Below are 23,954 nucleotides of genomic sequence, written 5' to 3' on the forward strand. Positions count from 1 at the left end.
AAAATGCAACCGACCTGAGGATGGCGGAATTGCCCCATTCGAAAGCGCTTGAGGTTATTGAGAAACATGCCTAACTTCGGCGTGGCAACGAACAACGGACAGGGCGCGACCGCGCGAAATGGGCGACTTGTCTCGAACCGATAAATGAGGGGAGTTGTATGTCCAAACTCATCGTCGCAGCCTTGGCGGCCGCAATGCTGGCGGGATCGGCCACGCTCGCTTCCGCCCAGGAGCGGGTCGTCAATGTCTATAACTGGTCGGACTATATCGACGACAGCATTCTTGCGGATTTCACCAAGGAAACCGGCATCAAGGTCGTCTATGACGTCTTCGACTCGAACGAAATCCTGGAAACCAAGCTGCTTGCCGGCGGCTCCGGCTATGATGTGGTGGTTCCGACCGCTTACTTCTTACAGCGCCAGATCGCTGCAGGCGTGTTCCAGAAGCTCGACAAATCGAAGCTGCCGAATCTCTCGAACATGTGGAACGTCATCATGGAGCGTACCGCCCAGTACGATCCTGGCAACGAATATGCCGTCGACTACATGTGGGGTACCACCGGCATCGGCTACAATGTCGAGAAGATGAAGGAAATCCTCGGTAGCGACGAGAAGCCGAACTGGGACGTCGTGTTCAATCCCGAGATCGCGGCGAAGTTCAAGGATTGCGGCATTCACCTCCTTGACTCGCCGACCGACATCATACCCTCCGCGCTTGCCTATCTCGGCCTCAATCCCGACAGCCATGAGCAGGCGGATCTCGACAAGGCCGCCGAACTGCTCTTGAAGGTCCGCCCCTATATCCGCAAGTTCCACTCGTCGGAATATATCAATGCACTGGCAAACGGTGACATCTGCCTGGCGGTAGGGTTCTCCGGCGACATCTTTCAGGCGCGCGACCGTGCAGCCGAGGCGAAGTCCGGCGTGACGGTCGACTATTCGATCCCCGCTCAAGGGGCGCAGATGTGGTTCGATATGCTGGCGATCCCCGCCGATGCGCCGCATGTGGCCGAGGCGCACGAGTTCATCAACTACATGATGAAGCCGGAGGTCATCGCCAAGGCATCGAACTACGTTTTCTACGCCAACGGCAACAAGGCCTCGCAACAGTTCCTCGATAAGGAAGTGCTCGAAGACACGGCCATCTATCCGCCGGAGGCGGTGATGCAGAAGCTCTTCACCGTCACGCCGTTCGAGCCCAAGGAGCAGCGGATACTGACCCGCCTCTGGACCAAGATCGTCACCGGTCAGTGAGAGCCGAAACAAATTGCCCGGACCCAAGTCCGGGCAATTTCATGAGAGCGGGTTGCAGAAGCGGTTTCAACTCGCAACGGTCAGGCACCGGGGGCGGCGCCGCACCCATCGTCGCATTCGGGGTTAAATGATGAAATCTCTCGGTAGCATCCGGCGTTCCTTCGCACCATGGGCGGACCCCGCCTCAAGGCCCTTCATTTCCGTCAAAAACGTCACGAAGAAGTTCGGCGACTTCATCGCCGTCGACGATCTTTCGCTGAACATCTATACACGCGAGTTCTTCGCGCTGCTCGGCGCGTCCGGTTGCGGCAAGTCGACCCTGTTGCGCATGCTTGCCGGTTTCGAGCAGCCGACCTCCGGCGAGATCATCCTCGATGGCCAGAACCTCGCCGGCATCCCGCCCTATCGACGGCCGGTCAACATGATGTTCCAGTCCTATGCGCTGTTCCCGCACATGAATGTCGAGACCAACATCGCCTTCGGGCTGAAGCAGGACGGCATGCCGAAGCCCGAGATCGCCGAGCGGGTGGCGCAGATGCTGAAGCTCGTCAAGCTGGAGAAATTCGCCCAGCGCAAGCCGCATCAGCTATCCGGCGGTCAGCGGCAGCGCGTGGCGCTCGCCCGTTCGCTGGCCAAGCGGCCGAAGGTGCTGCTGCTCGACGAGCCGCTCGGCGCGCTCGACAAGAAGTTGCGCGAGGAAACTCAGTTCGAACTGATGGATCTGCAGCAGGAACTCGGCCTCACCTTCGTCATCGTCACCCATGATCAGGAAGAAGCGATGACAATGGCCGACCGCATCGCCGTCATGAGCCACGGCAAGGTCGTCCAGGTAGCGACGCCGGCCGAGATCTATGAGGCGCCGAATTCGCGCTTCGTTGCCGACTTCATCGGCGACGTGAACCTGTTCGATGGCACGGTGACCGCGGCCGAAGGGGGCACTGTCCGCGTGGAAACGACGGGCGGCATTCCGGTCCGCATGGGCTCGGCCGAGAAAGTCGCGAACGGTGCAAGCGCTGCCGTCGCCATTCGTCCGGAAAAGATCAGGATCAGCCGCCAGGCGCCCGCCCACGCACCGGTCAATGCCGCCGAAGGCGAGATCTGGGACATCGGCTATCTCGGCGACATGACCGTCTTCCACGTCCGCCTTAAGGACGGCAAGGTCGTCAAGGCATCGTCGCTCAATGCCGTGCGCGCCGTCGAGGATCCGCTTGGCTACGACCAGCAGGTCTGGATCTCGTTCGGCGAAGATGCGGGCGTGGTGTTGAAGGATTGAAGCCATGGCGAAACTTGCCTCAGCCCTCGTCAGCCGACTGGTGATCATCGTCCCCTACGCGTGGCTCTTGTTCTTCTTCCTCATTCCCTTCTTCATCGTCTTCCGCATCTCCCTGTCGCAGACGGCGATTGCCATGCCGCCCTATACGCCGGTCCTGGATCTGGCGGGTGGGCTCGCCGGCATTCTGGAGAAGGCCCGCGAATTCTCCGTCGACAATTACGTCTGGCTGACCGAGGATGCACTTTATTTCAATGCCTATCTGTCGAGCCTGACCATCGCGGCCGTTTCGACGTTGCTGACGCTGCTGATCGGCTACCCGATCGCCTACGGCATGGCCAAGGCGCCGCGTTCGATCCGACCGACATTACTGATGTTGGTCATCCTGCCTTTCTGGACGAGCTTCCTGATCAGAGTCTATGCCTGGATCGCCATCCTCAAGCCGGAGGGGCTGCTGAACCAGTTCCTGATTACCATCGGCGTCATCGACCAACCGCTGATCATCCTCAACACCAATACCGCGATCTATATAGGCATCGTCTACTCCTATCTTCCCTTCATGGTGCTGCCGATCTATTCGGCGCTGGAGAAGATGGACAACGCGTTGATCGAGGCGGCCCAGGACCTCGGCTGCACACAGATCAGCGCCTTCTGGCGCGTCACCTTCCCGCTGTCCTTGCCGGGCGTCGTCGCGGGCTGCCTGCTCGTCTTCATTCCGGCCGTCGGCGAGTTCGTCATCCCCGACCTGCTCGGCGGGTCGGAGACATTGATGATCGGCAAGACGTTGTGGAACGAGTTCAATGCCAACCGGGACTGGCCGGTGTCGTCGGCGGTGGCGACGGTCCTGCTTATGATCCTGGTCATTCCCATCGTCTATTTCCAGAATGTCCAGGCCAAGGCCGATGGCGAGGGGAGGTAAGACATGGAAAAATGGTCCCGCTTCAACGTCGCCTCGGTCGTCCTCGGATTCGGCTTTCTCTACCTGCCGATCGTGCTTCTGGTGATCTTCTCGTTCAACGAGTCGAAGCTGGTGACCGTGTGGGCCGGTTTTTCGACCAAGTGGTACAGCCAGCTTTGGCACAATCAGGGGCTACTCGATGCCGCCTGGGTGACCATTCGCGTAGCGCTGCTGTCGGCAACCTGCGCGACGGTTCTTGGCACATTGGCGGCACTGGCGCTGGTGCGCTACACGCGCTTCCGCGGACGCGTCCTTTTCTCCGGCATGGTCTATGCGCCGCTGGTCATGCCGGAGGTGATCACCGGCCTGTCGCTGCTCCTGCTGTTCGTCGCAATCGGGCTCGATCGCGGTTTCTGGACGATCACGCTTGCCCACATCACCTTCACCATGTGTTTCGTCGCGGTCGTCGTGCAGTCGCGCCTCCTGAGCTTCGACCAGTCGATCGAGGAGGCGGCGCTTGACCTCGGCGCGACCCCAGTCAGGACCTTCTTCGCCATCACCCTGCCGGTGATCGCGCCGGCAGTGTTTTCGGGCTGGGTCCTGGCCTTCACGCTGTCACTCGATGACCTCGTCATCTCGAGCTTCACCACAGGGCCGGGTGCGACGACGTTGCCGATGAAGATCTACAGCCAGGTACGCCTTGGCGTGACGCCGGAGATCAATGCGATCTGCACCATCCTGATCGGTATCGTCGCCCTGGGGGTGGTTGTCGCGTCGATCGTCACCAAGCGGCGGGAAGTCCAGCGCGAAAAGGACGAGCGCGCAGCTTTTGCGGCAATCGGCTGAGGGGCGGCTACTTCGGAGCGACGAGCACGGAAAGCGGCGAAATGACCGCATTCGGCCAAGAGCCGCCGACGAAGAAGCGAACCGGTTGGTTACTGCTGGGCGTTTCGGTTTGGAGCGTCCCGGCAAGCGCCAGGCTGCCATTGCGATAGGGGATCACGCCGGTCACCGACATGTTGCCTGACGTGCCGACGAAATCGGCCCGGTCGAGACGCGCCGTTCCGTCGGCGAAGCTGGCCTTTATGTTCGCAGCCTGGAAGTCGAAGCTGGCCTCGTTCGCTTGCGACAGTGAAAAGAACTCGCCCTTGCGGACGAGATCGGCAAAGGCGTGGGCGTCGAAGCCGGTGATGCTGCCATTCGCCAGTGAAAAGGTGAGATTGCCCGATATGTCGCCAAGGCGGGTTGCCCAGACGGCGTGATCGGTCCCGACATCGATGCTGAGAATCCCCCGGCCGGCCGGGACCGGGCCGTTGAGGCCGAAACCGCCGAGCACCGCGGCGAAATCGGCGTCCTTGAGGCGCGCCTGCAGTCGGCCGCCGTGCTCCAGCCCTTGTTCCGAGAACACGGCGCGGGCGCTCAGGCTGCCATTCGCGAAATTGCTGTCGCCAATATCCAGTGACGCGCGTTTCCCATCGATCAACACCCCTGCGGCCACATCCGTCAGATGGAAGGGACCGGCGAGGACCTCCTGAGAGGAAAGCCGAATGTCCGTGTGCCAGGCGCCGACAAAGGTTTCCACGAGACGCCACAGATGGTCGTCGCGGCCGAGTGGCGTAAGCGCGGTGACAGGAACGCCGTTGAGATCGATGCGATCGAAGGCGAGCGTCCCTTCCATCCTTGGCGCCTTGCCGTCCTGCAGGGCGATATCCAGCACGCCGGTCGCGCTGGCGCCGCCCATCGTGAACGCCAGATCGTCCAGCTTGAGCGTCTTCTCGCCGGTGGTCACTCTGGTGTCGATGCTGATCCCTCCCGGCGAGAGCGTCGTCGCCGAAGTGCCCTGGTACCACTGGACGAGTGTCGCAAGGGAGGGCGCGGACATCTGCAGATGGCCCGACGCGAAGGGAACGGATGAAAGATTGCCGACGCCCTCGAAGGAGAAGGTCAGCGGCGCCGATGTGATGGATGTCTTGAGCGACGCGTTCCGCCTCGCGAAGAAAGCGAGCGGATCCTCGCAGACGAACGCCCAGGCGACCTCTTCGCCGCTTAGGCGCGCCGATAGTTGCGCGCTCAATCGTTCGGCAAAGGCGGGCCATTTGATCGTGCCGGAGATTCCGGGAATATCGACGTCGTTGCCAGCCGCCATTCGGTCGAGCACGATAACCCGGCCATTGACGACCGCGATGTCTCCGATTGGACTTTCCTGGGCCGGCGCCGCGGCCTCTGGCGGGGCGATCCACTGCGGCTTTTGCCAGTTGATCGTGCCGTCGGCTTGGCGCTCGATCGTGATGATAGGATCGACAAGGCTGATGTCCTCAAGCGTTGGGTCGCCGAGAAGGGCCGAAAGCGGGTTGAACGATGCGGTAATGCGGCCGATTTCGGCAAGCCGGCGGGGTTCGAGGCCGGTGGATTCGATCGTCGCCGAAGGCAAGGTCAACAGCAGCTCCGGCCAGAACCGGATCTCCGGCTCGCCATTGATCCTGCTCTTGCCGCCCGACCAGCTGTCGAGCGTCCGCTCCATCGTCGCGCGCACGCCGGTTGTCGAAACGAGCAGGGGGAGGGCGGCGTTGTACCCGATGGCGAGAACGACGCCGATTGCGGCAGACCAGACGAAATGGCGGCGGCGCAGGCGCAGCCTCAGGACGCGCGATATTTTCCGGATCAATCTGGTCATGTCGGTCGGTGGGCGTCGCCTTCGGTGAAACCGTTTGGATAGGCCCTGAAGAGGGCAAATGCAACTGACATGGAAATGTCGTCTTCGCGAGAGCGAGGCCCCCATGCACGCTGTTTATTTTGCGTTGCAGCATGTTATAGAACTGGGCCAGAGGACTGGAGGAACGAATGCAAACAGATCGACCTTTGTGGGTTCCTGATGCCGAGACGCTCGCCAGGAGCCCGATGGCGCAGTTCATGGCCTGGTGCGAAGAGCGTTTCGGACAAAGGTTTTCCGACTACGGTGCCTTTCACGACTGGTCCCTGGCGGAGCGCGGCGATTTCTGGACTGCCGTGTGGGAGCATTGCGGCGTCATAGGCGAGCGGGGAGACCAGGCGCTAGTCAACGGCGAGCGGATGCTCGAGGCCCGCTTCTTCCCGGACGCCAAGCTCAATTTTGCCGAAAACCTGCTGCGTGGGAGCGGCGATGGCGATGCGTTGATCTTCCGCGGTGAAGACAAGGTCCGTTACCGGCTCTCTTGGGACGAGTTGCGCAGTCTCGTGTCACGCCTGCAGCAGGCGCTGCAGGCAGAAGGCATCGGCGTCGGCGATCGTGTCGCGGCGATGATGCCGAACCTGCCGGAGACGATCGCGCTGATGCTCGCTACCGCCTCGCTCGGCGCCATCTGGTCCTCCTGTTCCCCGGATTTCGGCGAGCAGGGCGTTCTCGACCGCTTCGGCCAGATCGGCCCGAAGCTTTTCGTCACCTGCGACGGCTATTGGTACAACGGCAAGCGCCAGGACGTCGACGCGAAGGTGCTCTCCGTCGCGAAGACGCTCGGCGTGCCGACGCTGGTCGTGCCCTATGCGGGCGACAGCGCCGCGCTGGCGGCCGGAATTGAAGGCGGCGTGACGCTTCCCGATTTCGTCGCCGTCTTCGAAGCCAAGCCGCTTGTCTTCGAGCGGCTGCCCTTCAGTCATCCGCTCTACATCCTGTTTTCCTCCGGCACGACGGGCGTGCCGAAATGCATCGTTCATTCGGCCGGCGGAGCGCTCCTCCAGCACCTCAAGGAGCATCGGTTCCACTGCGGGCTGAAGCAGGGCGAGAGGCTCTTCTACTTCACCACCTGCGGCTGGATGATGTGGAACTGGCTGGCCTCCGGCCTGGCCGTGGGCGCGACCTTGTGCCTCTATGACGGCTCGCCCTTCCATCCGGACGGCAATGTTCTCTTCGACTTCGCAGCCGAGGAGCGCTTCGCCGTCTTAGGTACCTCGGCAAAATATATCGATGCGGTGCGCAAGGCCGGTTTGACGCCGGCCGAGACGCACGACCTTTCGGCGCTCAGGCTCCTTACGTCGACCGGTTCGCCGCTGTCTCCGGAAGGCTTCTCCTTCGTCTATGAGGGGATCAAATCGGACGTCCAGCTTGCCTCGATCTCCGGCGGCACCGACATCGTCTCCTGCTTCGTGCTCGGCAACCCGCTGAAGCCGGTGTGGCGCGGCGAAATTCAGGGGCCCGGCCTCGGACTTGCCGTCGACGTCTGGAACGACGAGGGCAAGCCGGTGCGCGGAGAGAAAGGCGAGCTCGTCTGCACCAAGGCGTTTCCGTCGATGCCGGTGATGTTCTGGAACGATCCCGACGGCGCCAAATACCGCGCCGCCTATTTCGAGCGCTTCGACAATGTCTGGTGCCATGGCGACTTTGCCGAATGGACGCCGCATGGCGGCATCATCATTCACGGCCGTTCCGACGCGACGCTCAATCCGGGCGGCGTGCGCATCGGCACGGCGGAAATCTACAATCAGGTCGAGCAGATGCCAGAGGTCGCCGAGGCCCTCTGCATCGGCCAGGATTGGCAGGACGACGTTCGAGTGATCCTGTTCGTGCGGCTGGCGCCGGGCGTTGCGCTGACGGAGGAACTGACGCAGGCGATCAAGACGCGGATCCGCACCGGCGCCTCGCCTCGGCACGTGCCGGCGAAGATCATCGCCGTCGACGACATTCCGCGCACCAAATCCGGCAAGATCGTCGAACTGGCGGTGCGCGACGTGGTGCACGGCCGGCCGGTCAAGAACAAGGAGGCGCTGGCAAATCCCGAGGCACTCGAGCTCTTTGCGGGGCTGGAAGCACTGAAAAGCTGAGTGCGGGACGAGCCGGTTCCGTTAACCTGTCGTCCCCGTGCAATTAACCAAGCAAGCCGACTTGCGCCTCGTTCCCTAAAATTGTCGGGTCCGGCGGTAAGGTCCTGTTAACGTTTGCCGGGGCATGGTCGAGCCAACTGGAGGCCGGTCCATCAAGGCGCCGGTGCCACAGCAGCGATGCTGTCACAGACATGACGTCCCGAGTTCTCGAGCATTTGTTGGTTAGCATGACTTCAGAGGCAGCCGCGAGCTGCCTCTTTTTTTGTATCGTTGGGCCCAGCCCCCTATGAGCGTCTTTCCAGAGACCGCGACACCAGAATGACTGGTATCATGCCGGCGATGACGATGATCATCGCGGCCACCGATGCATCCTCGACCTTCGCGCGTGACGCATCCTCGTAGACCAGCGTGGCAAGCGTATTGAAATTGAACGGCCGCAGCATGATGGTGGCGGAGAGCTCCTTCATCGTTTCGATGAAGACAAGCAGCGCCGACGTCAGCACCGCCGGACGCATCATCGGCAGAAGCACCGAGCGCAAGGTCTGGGCGCTGGTCCGGCCGAGCGCCCGAGCGGCCATGTCGAGATGCGGCGAGAGCTTATGGAAGCCGGCCTCCAGGGTCCCCTCGGCCATGGTAAGAAAGCGCACTGTGCAGGCATAGACGATCGCAAAGCCCGTACCGCTCATGACGAGGCCGGTGGAAATGCCGAAGAGGTGGCGCAGCCAGGCATCCAAGGTATTGTCGAGCGCTGCGAGCGGAAAGAGCACACCGATCGCCAGTACGGTGCCAGGCACGCCGTAACCGAAGGAGGCGAGCCGCCCGGCGACTTCCGTGATCGGCGAGCGACCGGCGCGGGCCGCATAGGCCAGAACGAAACCCAGGACCACGGCGGCGAGTGCCGTCAGGCCGGATACCAGAACGCTGTGCAGCAACGCGTCCAGGAGGCGCGGCGCCAGGAATTGGTCGAAGCGTTTCAGCGCATAGTTGCCGAGGACCAGGAAGGGGACGGCGAAACCTGAAAGGACGGGCAGGAGACAGACGAGCATTGCCGTCCATTTCTTCCAGCCGGAAAGCTCGAGGCGCACCGCATCATGGACGGCGGCCGTCGTCTTCTGGCTGGAAAAGCGCTGGCTGCGCCGGGCGGCGCGCTCGACCATCATCAGCCCGATGATGAAGATCAGCATGATGCAGGCGATCTGCGCCGCACCGGCCAGGCTGCCGCGGTTGAGCCAGGTGTCGAAAATGGAGAAGGTCAGGGTCTGGACGCCGAGAAACTCGACCGCGCCGATGTCGTTCATCGTCTCCATGGCGACGAGCGTCAGGCCGATCATAATAGCCGGCCTTGCCATCGGGATCTGGATCCTGAGGAAGACCTTGACCGGCCCGGCGCCGAGCGTGCGCGCCACATCGGCGGCCGCCCGGCCTTGCATCAGAAACATCGAACGGCAGGCAAGATAGATATAGGGATAGAGGACCGAGCTCATCACCAGCACGGCGCCGCCGAGCGAGCGCACGTCCGGGAACCAATAATCCCGGCTCGTCTGAAAGCCGAAGAGCGCCCGGATCATCCCCTGGACCGGTCCGGTGAAGGTCAGGAGCTCGCCGAATGCATAGGCCGCGAGATAGGCCGGTATGGCGAGCGGCAGCACGAGCGCGGCGGAGAGCAACCGGCGCAGCGGAAAGTCGCAGGTTGCCACCAGCCAGGCGGTCAGAATGCCGACGACGGCCGTCGCCGCGCCTGTCAGGCCCATCAGCATCAGCGTTCTCAAGGTGGCGCGCGGGATCACGTTCGCGATGAGGTGCGGCCAGTCCGCGCCGCCGCCGGTGACCGCAAGCCAGGCAATGGCGACGATCGGCATCAACACGATCGCCGAGGCGAGGCCGGACCAGGTCGCGAGCAGCCGATGCCTGAGGCCCGAGCCCGACTTGGCATAGCGTCGCTTGAGGCTTTTGGTGGCGAAGTGCAAACGATCCGTTCCGAGGCAACATGCTGGCGGGGCCGGCAAACTGGCGCCCGTTGGTCAACATTTTCTTACAGCATCGGAACTCAGTTCGCCAAGACGCGTTGCGACGGGAAGGATATTTCCACGAGCGTCCCTTCGTTCGGCGCGGAGCTGATGGCGAATTGGGCGCGGTTCGCCTCGGCCATCGCCTTGGTCAGCGGCAGCCCGAGACCGGTGCCCTCGCCACGCTTGCGGCCGCCGGTCGTCACCTGCCTGAACGGCTTCATCGCCTGATCGAGTTCGCTGCGCGTCATGCCGATCCCCATGTCGCGGATCCTGAGGATGACGCTGCCGTTCGCCTCGTAGGACGTCGACACGACGATCTGCCCGCCGGACGGCGTGAAGCGGATGGCGTTCGCCAGGATGTTGAGCGCGATCTGCTTGATCGACCGGCCGTCGGCGACGACCTCCGGCACCGAGGCGGAGAGCGAGGTGCGGATGATTACGCGCTGGCTGTTGGCTTGCGGCTGCACCAGCGATACCGCCTCGGAGACCGCCTCGTTGAGGTCGACGGCGCTGAAATCGAGCTCCATCTCGCCCGCCTCGATCTTCGAAATGTCGAGCAGGTCGTTGACGATGTCGAGCACGTGCCGCCCCGACCGGCCGATGTCGCCGGCATATTCGATGTAGCGGGGATTACCGATCGGCCCGAAATGCTCGCTCGCCATCATGTCGGAAAAGCCGATGATGGCGTTGAGCGGCGTGCGGATCTCGTGGCTCACCCTTGCGAGGAAGTCGGTCTTGTGGGCGTTCGCGGTCTCGGCGGCACGCTTGGCGTTGCGCAGTTCCTCCTCGGTCCGCTTCCACTGGGTGATGTCGCGGATGACGGCGCAATAGCCGTGGGAGGAGGAGAGCCGCCCGATGGTCATGAACAGCGGAATGAAGCCGCCTCCCGCCTCCCGGCCGATCACTTCCCGGCCATCGTTGAGCACGCTTGCGACACCATGGCCGGAAAGGCCGTGGAGGTAGTCGATCACCGCCTTCTGGCTCTCATGGGCGAAGAGCGCGGCAAACGGCTTTCCGCGCATCTCGTCTTCGTCATAGTTGAAAAGCGCGCTTGCCGAGCGGTTCATCGTGCGAATGTCACCGTCCTGCCCGAGGACCACCACGCCGTCGGTGGCGGTTTCGAGGATCGAGCGCAGTTCGTCGATTTCCATCCGCAGCCGCGCTTCGGCTCCCGCCGAGGCGTCCGCGTCGGGCGAAGCCGTATTAGCTGCGCCTGTCGCCGCGGGAGTGAGCGCCAGCATGAGCGTGCTCCGCCCTTCCCACTGGATCGAATGGAGATGGGCGCTGACCGGTGCAAGCTGGCCATTGGCGCGGACCAGCGTCATCGTCCCGTCCGGCTGTGTCTCTCCGGATGTGTTGCCATAGGCGAAGAGGGCTTCCAACCCTCCTTCCTGCTCGAAGACATCGAGAGTCGCGTAGCCGGTCAGCCGCAGAAATTCCGGATTGACGTGCAGCAGTTCGTCCCCATAGTGAATGAGGAGCGCGACAGGCAGCCGGTCGAGGATTTCGCTGCTCATGCTGACGCCGCTGCGCGGGACAGGGGGCGCCTCGTCCTCGACCGCGGGCCCCGTGTCCTCTAGCGGGTCGGCAATTGCCTCGTCCGGTGATGGGTTGTCTGCGGCGGGGGAGGCGGCGGCTTCGGCCGGAGGCGCGGGGCCCGCCGAGCGCTCGTCGTCCTCGCCTGCCGCACTCGCGGCAGGCTCGTCGAAATGTGCGCCGAGCTGCCGCGCGATCTCGCGGAAGGCCGCCTGCTCGCCGCGCGTCAGCGCCCCGGAACCCGCGGGCCGGCGCTCGTCGAGAGCGATGACCTTGTCGGAGGGCGGCCGCGCGGCCGTGTCGACAATGCGAAGGGCCGGCCGCTCGCCGGCAAACGGGTCTTCCGCCGTTGAAAGTTCTCCCGTAGCGCCGTCTTCGGGCTCACTCTGCGGGGCATCGGCAGCGGGGGAAGATTCCGCTTCCGTCTCATCCTGGATCGCGGCCGGTCCCTCGGGAGCGGGTTCCACCGGTGCTTCGGCCGGCATGTCCTCGCGCCGGGGTGTCCCGGTATCGCCGAGCGACAGCCCACTTGCCCTTGCGTCCTCAACCGCATCGGCGATCCTCACGATGCCGAAGCCGCGGAAGCCGTCGAACTCGCGCGAACGGGAATAGGTCGGCAGGGCGGCGAGGTCGACCGGGACCTTGAGGCTCGTCCCCTCGATCGGCCACAGGATGGTCTTGCCGGACCAGGTGTCGCGGCGATGCAGAAGCTCGTTGATCTTGTGGTCGGGGTCGAGATCGTAGCGGTCCGCAAGCGCGGCGAAGGTCGTTCCGACCACGTCGGCCGATTTCGGGCCAACGGCCGAAGCGAATTCCTCGGAGATCTCACTGAAGCGTCCCTCAGCGTCGATTTTCCATACGAAGCGGACGGCCCGGCTACCCGGCGTGAAGGTAAAGCCCGAAGCCGCTGCTGTGTCCTGCTCGGCGTCCGATGCTGCCGTTTCCTGCACGGACTCGAGGGTCTCTGCGATAGTCGTCTGCGGCGGTTCTGCCGTCTCGTCGCCGGACTGCAGAGTCAATTCGCCCTGTTTCTCGTCGATTGGCGCCGCATCGGCCGGCTCTTCGGCTTCGGCTCGTTCAGTCGTCGACGGGGTCCCCGAATCTTCCACCGCATCTTCGACCCTCGGGGTTTCGGCAGGCTCGTCCGGCGAAGGCGCATCTGGCCCCGTCTCGATCTCAGCGAATGCTGGCGCATCGACTGCGTCCGGCTCGTCCTTCGCGATGGTCTCTCCGGCATCCGGCGCTTCGAGCGTGGTTTCCACGGCAAAGAGAAGATGGAGGGCCGGGTGGTCGGAAATCTTGCCGATGGCGGCGGGCAATTGCCCCTTCTCGGTCGCCACGAGGCGCTTGATCAGCCGGTCCTTTTCGCGCGTCACCGCCGAGACGAGCGTCCGCCGGATTTCGGCCGACAACCCCAAATGCTCGAATCCGGGCGAACGGGCGACGATGTCGCCGTCGTCGTCGAGCACGGCCATATGCGTGTCCGGCCCGTCCAAGCCGGCGATCATCGCGGCCGCGCGTTCCTCCGCCGAAAGTGCCTTGCCGTTATGCGGAGCGGTGAAGAGAACGGCGTCCTCGCCCGGCCGGATGCGGATCATCTCCACCGTCGCGTTGAGCGGCAGCCTGCGGAAGCCGGCCGCAATCCGGATCAGCAGTTGGCGACGGTCGCCGACAGCGGCAAGCTGCGCTGCAGCGGCACCCAACTGGCGCAGCGAGAGGTCGTTCGCGTTCAAGGGGCTATCGATGAAATCGTAGACCGACGCGACGCCGAACAGCCTGGCGCCCTGATCATTTGCCCACAGGACGCGCGCCAGATCCTTCGAAAAGAGAACCGACGCATCGCCGCGGGCAAAATGCTCCCGCACCCGTGCATGCACGGCAATGTCAATGAAAGGGTACTGTCTCGCGGGCATGGGCAGGCCTATTGACGGGTCCCTACGGCGCCGTGCGCCTTTGAGACGCATGAAGGTCGCTGTAGCAGTTTGATTGCTGCATGATTTTATCCTTTAATCGGCTCCGATCTCAGGAACCATGCAGCAGCGCGTTAACACTCTATTAATAACCGCCGCATCTGCGAGGGTCCAGCGACGGCCCCTTTTCCGCCACGGCTTTCGTCCCGCAAGGTTAATGGCAGTCGTTTTTGTGCGATGCACAATTTTGTTGCAATGCACAACGATATCGATTATAAGATCGGCATCACTCACCAAGGCGCCTCTTAAGAGGGCCACACCAAGGAGCGCATACAATGGCTACCAGGAAGACCGAAGACGCATTTTCCCTTTCCTTTGACCCGACCAAGTTTGCCGACGGCTTCCGCGAGTTTGCCGAAAAGGGCGCCGCGCAGTCGAAGGACGCCTATGCCAAGATGAAGACCGCCGCCGAAGAGGCAACGAAGACCGTCGAAGCGACGCTCGAAAACGCCCAGTCCGGTTCCGTCGAACTCGGCCTCAAGGCCATCAACGCGCTGCGCACCAATGCCGAGAACTCGCTCTCGCACATGGAAGCGCTGCTCGGCGTCAAGTCGCTCTCCGAGCTCCTCGACCTGCAGACCGCCTTCATCCGCAAGCAGGCCGAGGTCGCTGTCGAGCAGGCGAAGACCATGCAGGAAGCCACCCGCAAGGTCGCCGAGAACGTCGCTAAGCCCGGCAAGGACGCCGCGGAAAAGGTCGTTTCCACTTTCAAGAAGGCCTGATCGCTCGAAGCGCAGCCGATCGGAATCGATGAAAGACCGGGTGCTTGCCATCCGGTCTTTTTGCTTGATAATCTGAAGTTAAGGCTTGCAAATCGGCCGAAGTGACCGTATGTGAGCCGCCAACGCAACGACCCAAGCGATTTGGGGTCGCGTCCAAAGTGCGGTTGTAGCTCAGTTGGTTAGAGCGCAGGTTTGTGGCACCTGAGGTCGGTGGTTCGAGACCACCCAACCGTACCATTTTCTTCTCCCGATAAATTCACACAAATATCTGATGCTCCGCCGTCACCAGTTCCTGCAGGAACGAGACGACCGTACGCACGCGCACCAGTTCGCGCGCGCTTTCGTGATAGGTGGTCCAATAGGCGCGGCGGATCGTCGTTTCGGGCAAGAGCCGGAAGAGCTCCGGATATTGCCGGGCAATGTAGTTGTGCAGGATGCCGATGCCGGCGCTGGAGCGGACCGCCTCGGTCTGGCCGGTGGCGCTGGAGATCTCGAAGGAGGCGTCCCAGCTGCGCATGACCTCCGCCGAGAAATTGAGCGACGGCGTGAAGATCAGGTCCTCCACATAGCCGATCCGCCGGTGGCTTTTCAGATCGTCGATCGTTTGCGGCGTGCCGTAGCGGGCAAGATAATCCGCCGATGCGTAGAGCCCCAGTGTATAATCGGTGAGCTTGGACGAAACGAGACGTCCCTGTTCGGGCCGCTCGATGGTGATGGCGATGTCGGCCTCGCGCTGCGACAGCGAGAAGGAGCGCGGAACCGGCACGAGTTGCAGCTTCAGCTCCGGGTGGCGCGCAGTCAACCGACCGAGCCGCGGCGCCAGGAAGGAGACGCCGAAGCCGTCAGGTGCGCCGATGCGCACCGTGCCGGCGATCGCCGTGTCGATCCGCCCGATCTGCGATTGAGCCGCGAGCATTTCGGTTTCCATGCGCTCGGCGGCCGAAAGGAAAATCTCGCCCTCGGCGGTCAGCTCGCAGCCGTTCGGGCGCCGCACGAGCAAGCGCGTCTTCAGCGTCTCCTCGAGCGCGGTGACGCGCCGGCTGAGGGTGGCGTGATTGATACCGAGCCTCTTCGAAGCGGCGAGGATTTGGCCCGTTCGCGCCACCGCGAGAAACACCCTGACGTCGTCCCAGTCCATGACGTTGCTCCTTGGACTTTAATTTTTGCACAACGGTTTCTGAATATCGGAAATTGATTTGTTGAAATCGTAGTGCGATCATGCACCCGAGATCAAGACCAGGAGGAAAACCCATGTATGAAGTAGGACATTTCATCGACGGCAAGCGCGTCGCCGGCCAGAGTGGCCGCGTCAGCAACATCTTCAACCCGGCGACGGGCGAGGTTCAGGGCACGGTGGCGCTCGCGAGCGACGCGGAACTTGCCGCCGCCGTCGAGAGCGCCAAGGCCGCGCAGGTCAAGTGGGCCGCCACCAACCCGCAGCGCCGCGCCCGCGTCTTCATCAAGTTCGTCCAGCTCCTCAACGAAAACATGAACGAGCTGGCCGAACTGCTTTCCCGCGAGCATGGCAAGACCATTGACGACGCCAAGGGCGATGTCGTGCGCGGCCTCGAGGTCTGCGAGTTCGTCATCGGCATTCCGCACCTGCAGAAGAGCGAGTTCACCGAGGGCGCCGGTCCCGGCATCGACATGTACTCGATCCGCCAGCCGGTCGGCGTCGGCGCCGGCATCACGCCGTTCAATTTCCCGGCGATGATCCCGATGTGGATGTTCGCCCCGGCGATCGCCTGTGGCAACGCCTTCATCCTGAAGCCGTCCGAGCGCGATCCGTCCGTGCCGATCCGCCTCGCCGAACTGATGATCGAAGCCGGCCTGCCGGCTGGTGTCTTGAACGTCGTCAACGGCGACAAGGGCGCGGTCGACGCGATCCTGACGCATCCCGACATCGCCGCCGTCTCCTTCGTGGGCTCGACCCCGATCGCCCGCTATGTCTATGGCACGGCGGCGATGAACGGCAAGCGCGCCCAGTGCTTCGGCGGCGCCAAGAACCACATGATCATCATGCCCGATGCCGACCTCGACCAGGCCGCCAACGCACTGATCGGCGCCGGCTACGGTTCTGCCGGCGAGCGTTGCATGGCGATTTCGGTCGCCGTTCCGGTCGGCGAGGAAACCGCAAACCGGCTCATCGACAAGCTGACGCCGATGGTCGAAAGCCTGCGCATCGGCCCCTATACGGACGAGAAGGCCGATATGGGCCCGGTCGTCACCAAGGAAGCCGAGCAGCGCATCCGCAGCCTGATCGACAGCGGCATCGAACAGGGCGCGAAGCTCGTCGTCGATGGCCGTGATTTCAAGCTGCAGGGCTATGAGGACGGCCATTTCATCGGCGGCTGCCTGTTCGACCACGTGACGCCGGACATGGACATCTACAAGACGGAGATATTCGGACCGGTTCTCTCGGTCGTGCGTGCCAAGAACTACGAGGAAGCCCTGTCGCTGCCGATGAAGCACGAATACGGCAACGGCGTCGCGATCTATACCCGCGACGGCGATGCGGCGCGTGACTTCGCCTCCCGCATCAACATCGGCATGGTCGGCGTCAACGTTCCAATCCCGGTTCCGCTCGCGTACCATTCCTTCGGCGGCTGGAAGTCCTCGTCCTTCGGCGATCTCAACCAGCACGGCGCTGACTCGATCAAGTTCTGGACCCGCACCAAGACCATCACCGAGCGTTGGCCCTCGGGTATCAAGGACGGCGCGGAGTTCTCGATCCCGACAATGCGGTGACGGAGTAGAAATCCTCCCCCACTCGAGCCTCCCTCTGGGAGGCTCTTTTTTGTTGCATACTGCGCAGCGGCACAACTAACGTCGGGATCGACGGGTGAGGCCGAACGATGATTCGCGCATCCGTTGAGTTCACTGATGCCGGCCGCTAACGGGATGACGCGGTTCGCACTCTGGGCGTTGGGCTTTGATTGGGGGATAGATCATGGTTTTGGCAGAACCATTGCCGGCACAGAGTGTCGGCCAGGCTAGTTTCGGACGCGCGGCTCCGGGGGATTTTCACCGCCTTTCATTTACCGGCAACGGTAGCGAGTATTTCGGGATCTGGATCGTCAACATCCTGCTGACGATCATCACGCTCGGCATCTATTCCGCCTGGGCCAAGGTTCGCCGCAATCGCTATTTCTACGGCAATACCGTGCTCCTCGGCCGCGGGTTCGAGTATCACGCCAGAGGCGGCCAGATCCTGATTGGCCGTCTCATCGTCTTCGCCTACCTGATTCTTTACAACGTCCTGCTGACTTTCGCACCGCTCGCCGGCATTGCGCTCGTTCTGCTGTTTCTCTGCTTCGTCCCGTGGCTAGTCGCCCGGGGCTTGCGCTTCAGCGCGCGGGTGACGAGCTACCGCAACGTCCGTTTCGATTTCGTCGGCCGGGCCGGTGGTGCCTTCCTCGCTTTCATAATCGGGCCGATACTCGCGGCGCTGACGCTAGGGATCCTCGCGCCGCTCGCCAGCCGCTGGACCTATCGCTACATCGGCAGCAACCTGCGTTATGGGCAAAGGGTCTTTTCGACCGATCCCTCGGTCGGGGCGATCTACAAGACCTGGGGGATCTCGGCTGCGATCCTCGTGCTCGGGCTGTTGATCATCGGGTTCATCGCCTTCCTCAACATCGCCCTTGTCTCCACCGCCATGGAGAATCCCGATTTCCTTCCCGGGGCGCAGCTGTCGCTCGCCGTGTTGGCAGTTCTTGGCTACGTCTTGATCCTGTCGATCTTCGGCGTCGCGGCGCTTGTCTATCGGGCCGGCGTGCGCAACGTCGCCTGGTCCGCCACCACCTTCGACGGCAGGCACCGGCTCCTGAGCGACCTGTCGCGCCTGCGTTATACGTGGATCGCCATCTCGAACTTCGTCGTCACGCTTGTTACAATCGGGCTGATGCGGCCTTGGGCTGCCGTTCGGATGGCGCGCTACGTCAACGAGCATACCGGCGTCCGCTTCGACGGCAATGTTGGCGAAATCTTCTCGGCGATCGCCCAGGAAGGTTCGGCGGTCGGCGCCGAATTCATGGATATCGAAGGCTTCGACTTTGGCTTCTGACAATTTGGCCTTTGCGCTTGGCGAGTGGCATCCCCCCGGATCGAGCCGCTCGGTCACCTCCGGTCTCGTCGAGGCCGGAGACCGCCTGGTCGCCAGCGATGAAACCGGTGCCGAACTCGCCGGGGGCAGCCTGTCGACCATTGACATCTCCGCACGGGTCGGCCGAGTCCCGCGAAGGGTCACTTTCCCCGACGGTTCGCTCTTCGAGACCGACGACAACGAGGCAATCGACCGGTTTCTTTCGCGCAAGGGGCGGGCCGGGGCGGGGATCGTCCATCGGCTGGAGCGCTTCCACCCGCGGCTGATTGCCTTCGTGGCGGCGACCATCCTGCTTGGCACGTTGATCTACCGTTACGCGTTGCCAGCCCTGGTGGAGGTTGCCGTCGTCGTCACGCCGCCGATCTTGCCCCGCATCATGTCGGCGACCACGCTCGAAACCATGGACAGGACGCTGCTCGGCGAGTCGAAACTGGATGAGGCGCGGCGCGGCAGGATTGTCGACGGCTTCCGTCGCATCGCCAGCGTTTCGGCGGCTGGCAGGGTGGCCTATACGCTGAACTTCCGTGAAGGTGGGCCGATCGGCCCCAATGCCTTCGCGCTGCCTGACGGAACGCTCATCCTCACGGACGAGCTCGTGGAGCTTGCAGGCGATGACACGGAGATGATCGTCGGCGTACTGGCGCACGAAATCGGCCATGTCGAGCACAAGCACAGCCTCCGGCAGATCTATCGCGCCGCCGGGGTTGCCGCACTCATCATGCTGATCGCCGGCGATATCGGCTCGGGCGCCGAGGACGTCCTGGTGGAAGGCGGCGGCCTTCTCGCGCTCTCCTATTCGCGCGCCGCGGAAGCTGAGGCGGACCGGCATTCCGTCGAGCTGATGATGAAGGCCGGTCTCGATCCGACGGCAATCGCCCGTTTCTTCGAGCTATTGGAGGCGAAGCTCGACGACCATTCGGAAACGAGCATCTTCTCCACGCATCCGGGTACACCCGAGAGGCACAAGGCGATCCTCGATCTGATTGCCGAATTGCGGAAGGGCTAGAAGCTAACCCTTATCGGATGCGGCCGTCGAGCCGGCAGCCCGGAAACGCTCCTCGAACTCCCGGCGCAGCTCCCGTCTGACCTCGGCAGCGCGGTAGCGGCGTTCCCTAATGCCGGGCTCCGGACGATAAGGCGGCACGCTCGTCGGCCGGCCCTCCGCATCGACGGCGACCATCGTGAAATAGCAGGAGTTCGTGTGTCTCCGTTCGCCGGTGCGGATGTTCTCCGCTTCGACCCGGATACCGACCTCCATCGACGTCCGGCCGGCGTAATTGATGGAAGCACGAAAATGCACGAGCTCGCCGACATGGATCGGCTGGCGGAAAACCACCTGGTCGACGGAGAGCGTCACCGCATATTGCTTCGAGTAGCGCGAGGCGCAGGAGAAAGCGACCCGGTCGAGGAGGTTGAGGAGCGCCCCGCCATGTACCTTGCCGCTGAAGTTCGCCATGTCGGGGGTCATCAGCACGACCATATCGAGCTGGCTCTTGTCATTCGTCGCTTCCAATGTCCCCTCCGAGTCAGGCCGCTTCACTCAAGTGCGATTTTCAAGGGCCCGAGAATCCTACCGTTGGAGCGGCCCGTCAATGCGCCTTCGTATGCGGCGGCCGTGGTGGGGAATTATCGTCGATCCGCTCAAACGAAAAACAGCGGGCCTGCGCCCGCTGTTTCGTCTTGACTGGCAATGACCCCTTAGTCTTGCGGGCCGTCGTTATAACCGATCTTGTCGACGAGCTCCGATGCCTTCTTCCGATTTGCCGCAACTTCGGCAAGCGGCAGGCTGTCCGGCTTGATGGTTCCAAAGGACTTGACGACATCCGACGGCTCGGCGCCCGGAAGCACCGGATATTCGAAGACCTGCTCGGCATAGATTTTCTGCGCTTCGCCTGCCGAGAGGAATTCCATCAGCTTGACGGCATTCTCCTTGTTCGGGGCGTTCTTCGCGAGCGCCATGCCGGAGATGTTCACATGCGTGCCGCGGTCCTTCGCGTTCGGGAAGAGGACCTTGATGGCCGAAGCCCATTCCTTCTGCTCGGGCTCCTTCTCGTTCGTCAGCATGAGGCCGACATAGTAGCTATTGCCGAGTGCGATATCGCATTCGCCGGCAAAGATCGCCTTTGCCTGATCACGGTCGCCGCCATCGGGCTTCTTGGAGAGATTGTCCCTGAGCCCGGTCAGCCACTTCTCCGTCTCGGCCTCGCCGTGATGCGCGATCATCGAGGCGAACAGGCCGACATTATAGGAATGCTGGCCATCGCGGGTGCAGAACTTGCCCTTCCATTTCGGATCGGCGAGTTCCTCATAGGTGATGTCGTTCTGCGCCACGCGTTCCTTCGAGGCATAGACGACGCGGCCGCGGGTCGTCAGGCCGAACCAGTTGCCGTCCGGGTCGCGGAAATGCGCGGGGATGTCCTTGTTGATCGTCTCGTTGACGAGCGGCTGGGTCACGCCCGCGTCCTTCGCCTCGGTCAGGCGGCTGATGTCGACGGTCAGAATGACGTCGGCCGGAGAATTCGCCCCCTCCGCCTGAATGCGCTCGACGAGGCCCTTGTCGAGGAAGAGCACATTGGCGGTGATACCAGTCTCCTTGGTGAAGGCGTCGAGCAGCGGCTGGATGAGATCGGGCTGGCGGTAGGAATAGATATTGACCTCGCCGTCGGCCCGGGCGGGCGCCGTAAGGGCAAGGAACGCCGCCGCGACCGACAGGGTGCCGATCAGCGTTTTTGAGGCAATCATGGTGTTCTCTCCGTGTGGTGCTTATAAGTTAACCAAGTGGGTCATATTTCCACCGCCGAAGAGCGACAGTCAACGGCGAAACGGCGAAGTAAAGCCTTCGTGAATTTTTCCTATTTTGGAATTGTTCCAAACTACGTTCCGTCCTATATGAGGGGGACGAATTCTCGACTCCGGAGCGAATGATGCGTCTGACGAAGCAAACAAACTACGCGGTTCGCATGCTGATGTACTGTGCTGCGAATAGCGAGAAGCTCAGCCGCATTCCTGAGATCGCCAAGGCTTACGGTGTTTCCGAGCTGTTTCTGTTCAAGATCTTGCAGCCGCTGACCAGGGCCGGGTTGGTCGAGACCGTGCGTGGCCGCAATGGCGGCGTGCGGCTCCCGAAACCGGCATCGGAGATCAGCCTGTTTGACGTGATCAAGGTGACCGAGGACAGCTTCGCCATGGCGGAATGTTTCGAGGCGGGCGAGATCGACTGCCCTCTCGTGGACAGTTGTGGCCTCAATGCCGCCTTGCGCAAGGCGTTGAATGCCTTCTTCGACGTGCTCAAGGGCTATACGATCGACGACCTCGTCAAGGCGCGGCCGCAGATCAACTTCCTTCTCGGGCTGGACGTTGGCCCGCGCCCGCAGCCGTCGGCCGCTTAAGAATTCCCGTCCATTACTACTTGCAGCCTTAAATCGTAGCCGGTTTAAGGATGCCGCAATTCAAAGTGCTGCAGCGACCTTTGCGCGTCTGATAAGACGCGCGGCGCTATTCTATAGCGCGGAGCCCGTTCTCCGCGCTTTTTTGCGTCGTCTCTTTCGATGTTTCAACGTCGCCCGTCGCCTCGGGCGACGGCTCGTTGGCGAGCAATTGCGCTTGGCCGCCGCTCCGAATCACTGCCGGCTCAATCCTCTACCTGTGGAAGAATTTTTCGCATAGACAAATTTCTTAAGCGAGTTATTGCATTGCGACGCCAAATGTCGTTCCATCCGTCCTTGACCGGATGGAAAATTTCCTGCCGCGTTCGAAAACAATACGAGAACAAAAAACAAATCTGGGAAGCAAGCTCATGAAAAAGCTCACGACTCTCTTCGCAGCGACGGCGCTTGCCACGCTGATGGCCGGCACTGCCTGGTCAAAAACGTTCGTCTTTTGCTCGGAAGGCTCGCCGGAGGGCTTTGACCCCGGCCTCTACACGGCCGGCACCACGTTCGATGCTGCCGCGCATACCGTCTATAGCCGTCTACTCGAATTCAAGAAGGGCACGACCGAAACCGAGCCCGGGCTTGCCGAAAGCTGGACGATTTCCGACGACGGCCTGGAATACACCTTCAAGCTCCGTCCTGGCGTCAAGTTCCAGACGACCGAGTTCTTCACGCCGACCCGTGAGCTGAACGCCGACGATGTGATCTTTTCGCTCGAGCGCCAGTGGAAGTCGGACAATGCGTGGCACGGCTATGTGACCGGCGGATCCTGGGAATACTTCGCCGGCATGGGGCTGCCGGACTTGCTGGAGTCGATCGAGAAGGTCGACGACATGACGGTCAAGATCAAGCTGAAGCGCAAGGAGGCGCCGTTCCTCGCCAACCTGGCGATGCCCTTCGCTTCGATCATGTCCAAGGAATATGCCGACAAGCTGCAGGCTGAAGGCAAGATGAACCAGTTGAACCAGATGCCGCTCGGCACCGGTCCGTTCTCCTTCGTCGGCTATCAGCAGGATGCGGTCATCCGCTACAAGGCCCATCCGGACTATTGGGGCGGAAAGCAGAAGATCGATGATCTGGTCTTCGCGATCACCACGGACGCGGCCGTTCGCTTCCAGAAGCTGCAGGCCGGCGAATGCCACCTGATGCCCTACCCGAATGCGGCCGATGTCGGGGCGATGAAAGCCGATCCGAACCTCAAAGTGATGGAACAGGCCGGCCTCAACGTCGCCTATCTCGCCTACAACACGACGCAGCCTCCGTTCGACAAGGTTGAAGTCCGCAAGGCGCTGAACAAGGCGATCAACAAGCAGGCGATCGTCGATGCCGTTTTCCAGGGACAGGCGCAGCCGGCGACAAACCCGATTCCGCCGACGATGTGGTCCTATAACGAGCAAATCGAAGACGACACCTACGAGCCGGAAGTCGCCAAGAAGCTGCTCGAGGATGCCGGCGTCAAGGATCTGTCGATGAAGGTCTGGGCAATGCCGGTCGCGCGGCCGTATATGCTGAACGCCCGTCGCGCCGCCGAACTGATGCAGGCCGACTTCGCCAAGATCGGCGTCAAGGTCGAGATCGTCTCCTATGAGTGGGCCGAATACCTCGAGAAGTCGAAGGCCAAGGACCGCGACGGTGCGGTGATCCTCGGCTGGACGGGTGACAATGGTGACCCGGACAACTTCCTTGACACGCTGCTTGGCTGCGATGCCGTCGGCGGTAACAACCGCGCTCAGTGGTGCAACAAGGAGTTCGACGATCTGGTCACCAAGGCCAAGGAAACCTCCGACGTCGCAGAGCGCACCAAGCTCTATGGAGAGGCACAGGCCGTCTTCAAGCGCGAAGCGCCCTGGGCGACGCTCGATCACTCGCTGTCGATCGTCCCGATGCGCAAGAACGTCGAAGGCTTTGTACAGAGCCCGCTCGGCGACTTTGCCTTCGACGGCGTTGATATTGTAGAGTAATCTGA

17 protein-coding genes and 1 tRNA gene are annotated in these 23,954 nt (G+C 62.4%); 12 read left to right on the forward strand and 6 right to left on the reverse strand.

Features of this window, described 5'->3' with window-relative positions; genetic code table 11:
• Positions 1–158: 158 nt before the first annotated feature.
• The 4 genes from USDA257_RS01810 to USDA257_RS01825 all read left to right on the forward strand — a co-directional run bounded on the left by USDA257_RS01810 (position 159) and on the right by USDA257_RS01825 (position 4,267).
• Positions 159–1,253, forward strand: a complete 1,095-nt coding sequence (locus USDA257_RS01810; protein WP_014761159.1) for a polyamine ABC transporter substrate-binding protein — start codon at positions 159–161, stop codon at positions 1,251–1,253.
• Between the two features lie 130 nt (positions 1,254–1,383).
• A complete protein-coding gene (locus USDA257_RS01815; protein WP_041414896.1) occupies positions 1,384–2,526 on the forward strand; it encodes an ABC transporter ATP-binding protein in 1,143 nt (380 codons plus the stop codon).
• Positions 2,527–2,530: 4 nt separating this feature from the next.
• Positions 2,531–3,442, forward strand: coding sequence for an ABC transporter permease subunit (locus tag USDA257_RS01820; protein WP_014761161.1), 912 nt, complete (start codon positions 2,531–2,533; stop codon positions 3,440–3,442).
• A 3-nt stretch (positions 3,443–3,445) separates the two neighbouring features.
• Positions 3,446–4,267, forward strand: a complete 822-nt coding sequence (locus tag USDA257_RS01825) for an ABC transporter permease (RefSeq protein ID WP_014761162.1) — start codon at positions 3,446–3,448, stop codon at positions 4,265–4,267.
• Positions 4,268–4,274: 7 nt separating this feature from the next.
• Here USDA257_RS01825 and USDA257_RS01830 read toward each other — a convergent pair whose 3' ends face one another.
• Positions 4,275–6,095: an AsmA family protein gene (locus USDA257_RS01830; RefSeq protein WP_041413803.1), complete on the reverse strand. Its 1,821-nt coding sequence runs from the start codon at positions 6,093–6,095 to the stop codon at positions 4,275–4,277.
• Between the two features lie 167 nt (positions 6,096–6,262).
• Between USDA257_RS01830 and USDA257_RS01835 the strand changes: the two genes are divergently transcribed.
• The gene (locus USDA257_RS01835; protein ID WP_014761164.1) at positions 6,263–8,215 is read left to right on the forward strand and encodes an acetoacetate--CoA ligase; all 1,953 of its coding nucleotides are present in this window, start codon (positions 6,263–6,265) and stop codon (positions 8,213–8,215) included.
• Positions 8,216–8,499: 284 nt separating this feature from the next.
• Here USDA257_RS01835 and USDA257_RS01840 read toward each other — a convergent pair whose 3' ends face one another.
• Both USDA257_RS01840 and USDA257_RS01845 read right to left on the reverse strand, forming a co-directional pair.
• Positions 8,500–10,182, reverse strand: coding sequence for an ABC transporter permease (locus USDA257_RS01840; RefSeq protein WP_041413806.1), 1,683 nt, complete (start codon positions 10,180–10,182; stop codon positions 8,500–8,502).
• Positions 10,183–10,262: 80 nt separating this feature from the next.
• Positions 10,263–13,673, reverse strand: coding sequence for a PAS domain S-box protein (locus tag USDA257_RS01845; protein WP_041413807.1), 3,411 nt, complete (start codon positions 13,671–13,673; stop codon positions 10,263–10,265).
• 332 nt (positions 13,674–14,005) lie between these two features.
• Here USDA257_RS01845 and USDA257_RS01850 point away from each other — a divergent pair, with 332 nt between their 5' ends.
• Together USDA257_RS01850 and USDA257_RS01855 are read left to right on the forward strand one after the other, a co-directional pair.
• Positions 14,006–14,452 carry a phasin gene (locus tag USDA257_RS01850; protein ID WP_014761167.1) on the forward strand — a complete coding sequence of 149 codons (447 nt, stop codon included), beginning with the start codon at positions 14,006–14,008 and terminating at the stop codon, positions 14,450–14,452.
• A gap of 160 nt (positions 14,453–14,612) precedes the next feature.
• Positions 14,613–14,689, forward strand: a tRNA-His gene (locus USDA257_RS01855).
• Between the two features lie 19 nt (positions 14,690–14,708).
• On the opposite strand, the gene USDA257_RS01860 is transcribed toward USDA257_RS01855, so the two are convergent.
• Positions 14,709–15,590, reverse strand: a complete 882-nt coding sequence (locus tag USDA257_RS01860) for a LysR family transcriptional regulator (protein WP_041413809.1) — start codon at positions 15,588–15,590, stop codon at positions 14,709–14,711.
• A gap of 113 nt (positions 15,591–15,703) precedes the next feature.
• Here USDA257_RS01860 and USDA257_RS01865 point away from each other — a divergent pair, with 113 nt between their 5' ends.
• The 3 genes from USDA257_RS01865 to USDA257_RS01875 all read left to right on the forward strand — a co-directional run bounded on the left by USDA257_RS01865 (position 15,704) and on the right by USDA257_RS01875 (position 19,563).
• The gene (locus USDA257_RS01865) at positions 15,704–17,200 is read left to right on the forward strand and encodes a CoA-acylating methylmalonate-semialdehyde dehydrogenase (RefSeq protein WP_014761168.1); all 1,497 of its coding nucleotides are present in this window, start codon (positions 15,704–15,706) and stop codon (positions 17,198–17,200) included.
• Positions 17,201–17,402: 202 nt separating this feature from the next.
• The gene (locus tag USDA257_RS01870; RefSeq protein WP_014761169.1) at positions 17,403–18,518 is read left to right on the forward strand and encodes a YjgN family protein; all 1,116 of its coding nucleotides are present in this window, start codon (positions 17,403–17,405) and stop codon (positions 18,516–18,518) included.
• Entirely contained in the window at positions 18,508–19,563 is a 1,056-nt protein-coding gene (locus USDA257_RS01875) for a M48 family metallopeptidase (protein WP_041413811.1), read from the forward strand. The genes USDA257_RS01870 and USDA257_RS01875 overlap by 11 nt, the downstream gene beginning before the upstream one ends.
• Positions 19,564–19,566: 3 nt before the next feature.
• Here the strand turns inward: USDA257_RS01875 and USDA257_RS01880 are convergent, their stop codons facing one another.
• Together USDA257_RS01880 and USDA257_RS01885 are read right to left on the reverse strand one after the other, a co-directional pair.
• Positions 19,567–20,037: an acyl-CoA thioesterase gene (locus tag USDA257_RS01880; protein ID WP_048657444.1), complete on the reverse strand. Its 471-nt coding sequence runs from the start codon at positions 20,035–20,037 to the stop codon at positions 19,567–19,569.
• 218 nt (positions 20,038–20,255) lie between these two features.
• The gene (locus USDA257_RS01885; protein WP_014761172.1) at positions 20,256–21,299 is read right to left on the reverse strand and encodes a Fe(3+) ABC transporter substrate-binding protein; all 1,044 of its coding nucleotides are present in this window, start codon (positions 21,297–21,299) and stop codon (positions 20,256–20,258) included.
• Between the two features lie 182 nt (positions 21,300–21,481).
• On the opposite strand from USDA257_RS01885, the gene rirA reads away from it, so the two are divergent.
• Both rirA and USDA257_RS01895 read left to right on the forward strand, forming a co-directional pair.
• A complete protein-coding gene (gene rirA, locus USDA257_RS01890) occupies positions 21,482–21,946 on the forward strand; it encodes an iron-responsive transcriptional regulator RirA (RefSeq protein WP_014761173.1) in 465 nt (154 codons plus the stop codon).
• A gap of 407 nt (positions 21,947–22,353) precedes the next feature.
• Positions 22,354–23,949, forward strand: a complete 1,596-nt coding sequence (locus tag USDA257_RS01895; protein WP_014761175.1) for an ABC transporter substrate-binding protein — start codon at positions 22,354–22,356, stop codon at positions 23,947–23,949.
• Positions 23,950–23,954: the final 5 nt, after the last annotated feature.

This window comes from Sinorhizobium fredii USDA 257 (assembly GCF_000265205.3).
Taxonomy (GTDB): Bacteria; Pseudomonadota; Alphaproteobacteria; order Rhizobiales; family Rhizobiaceae; genus Sinorhizobium; species Sinorhizobium fredii_B.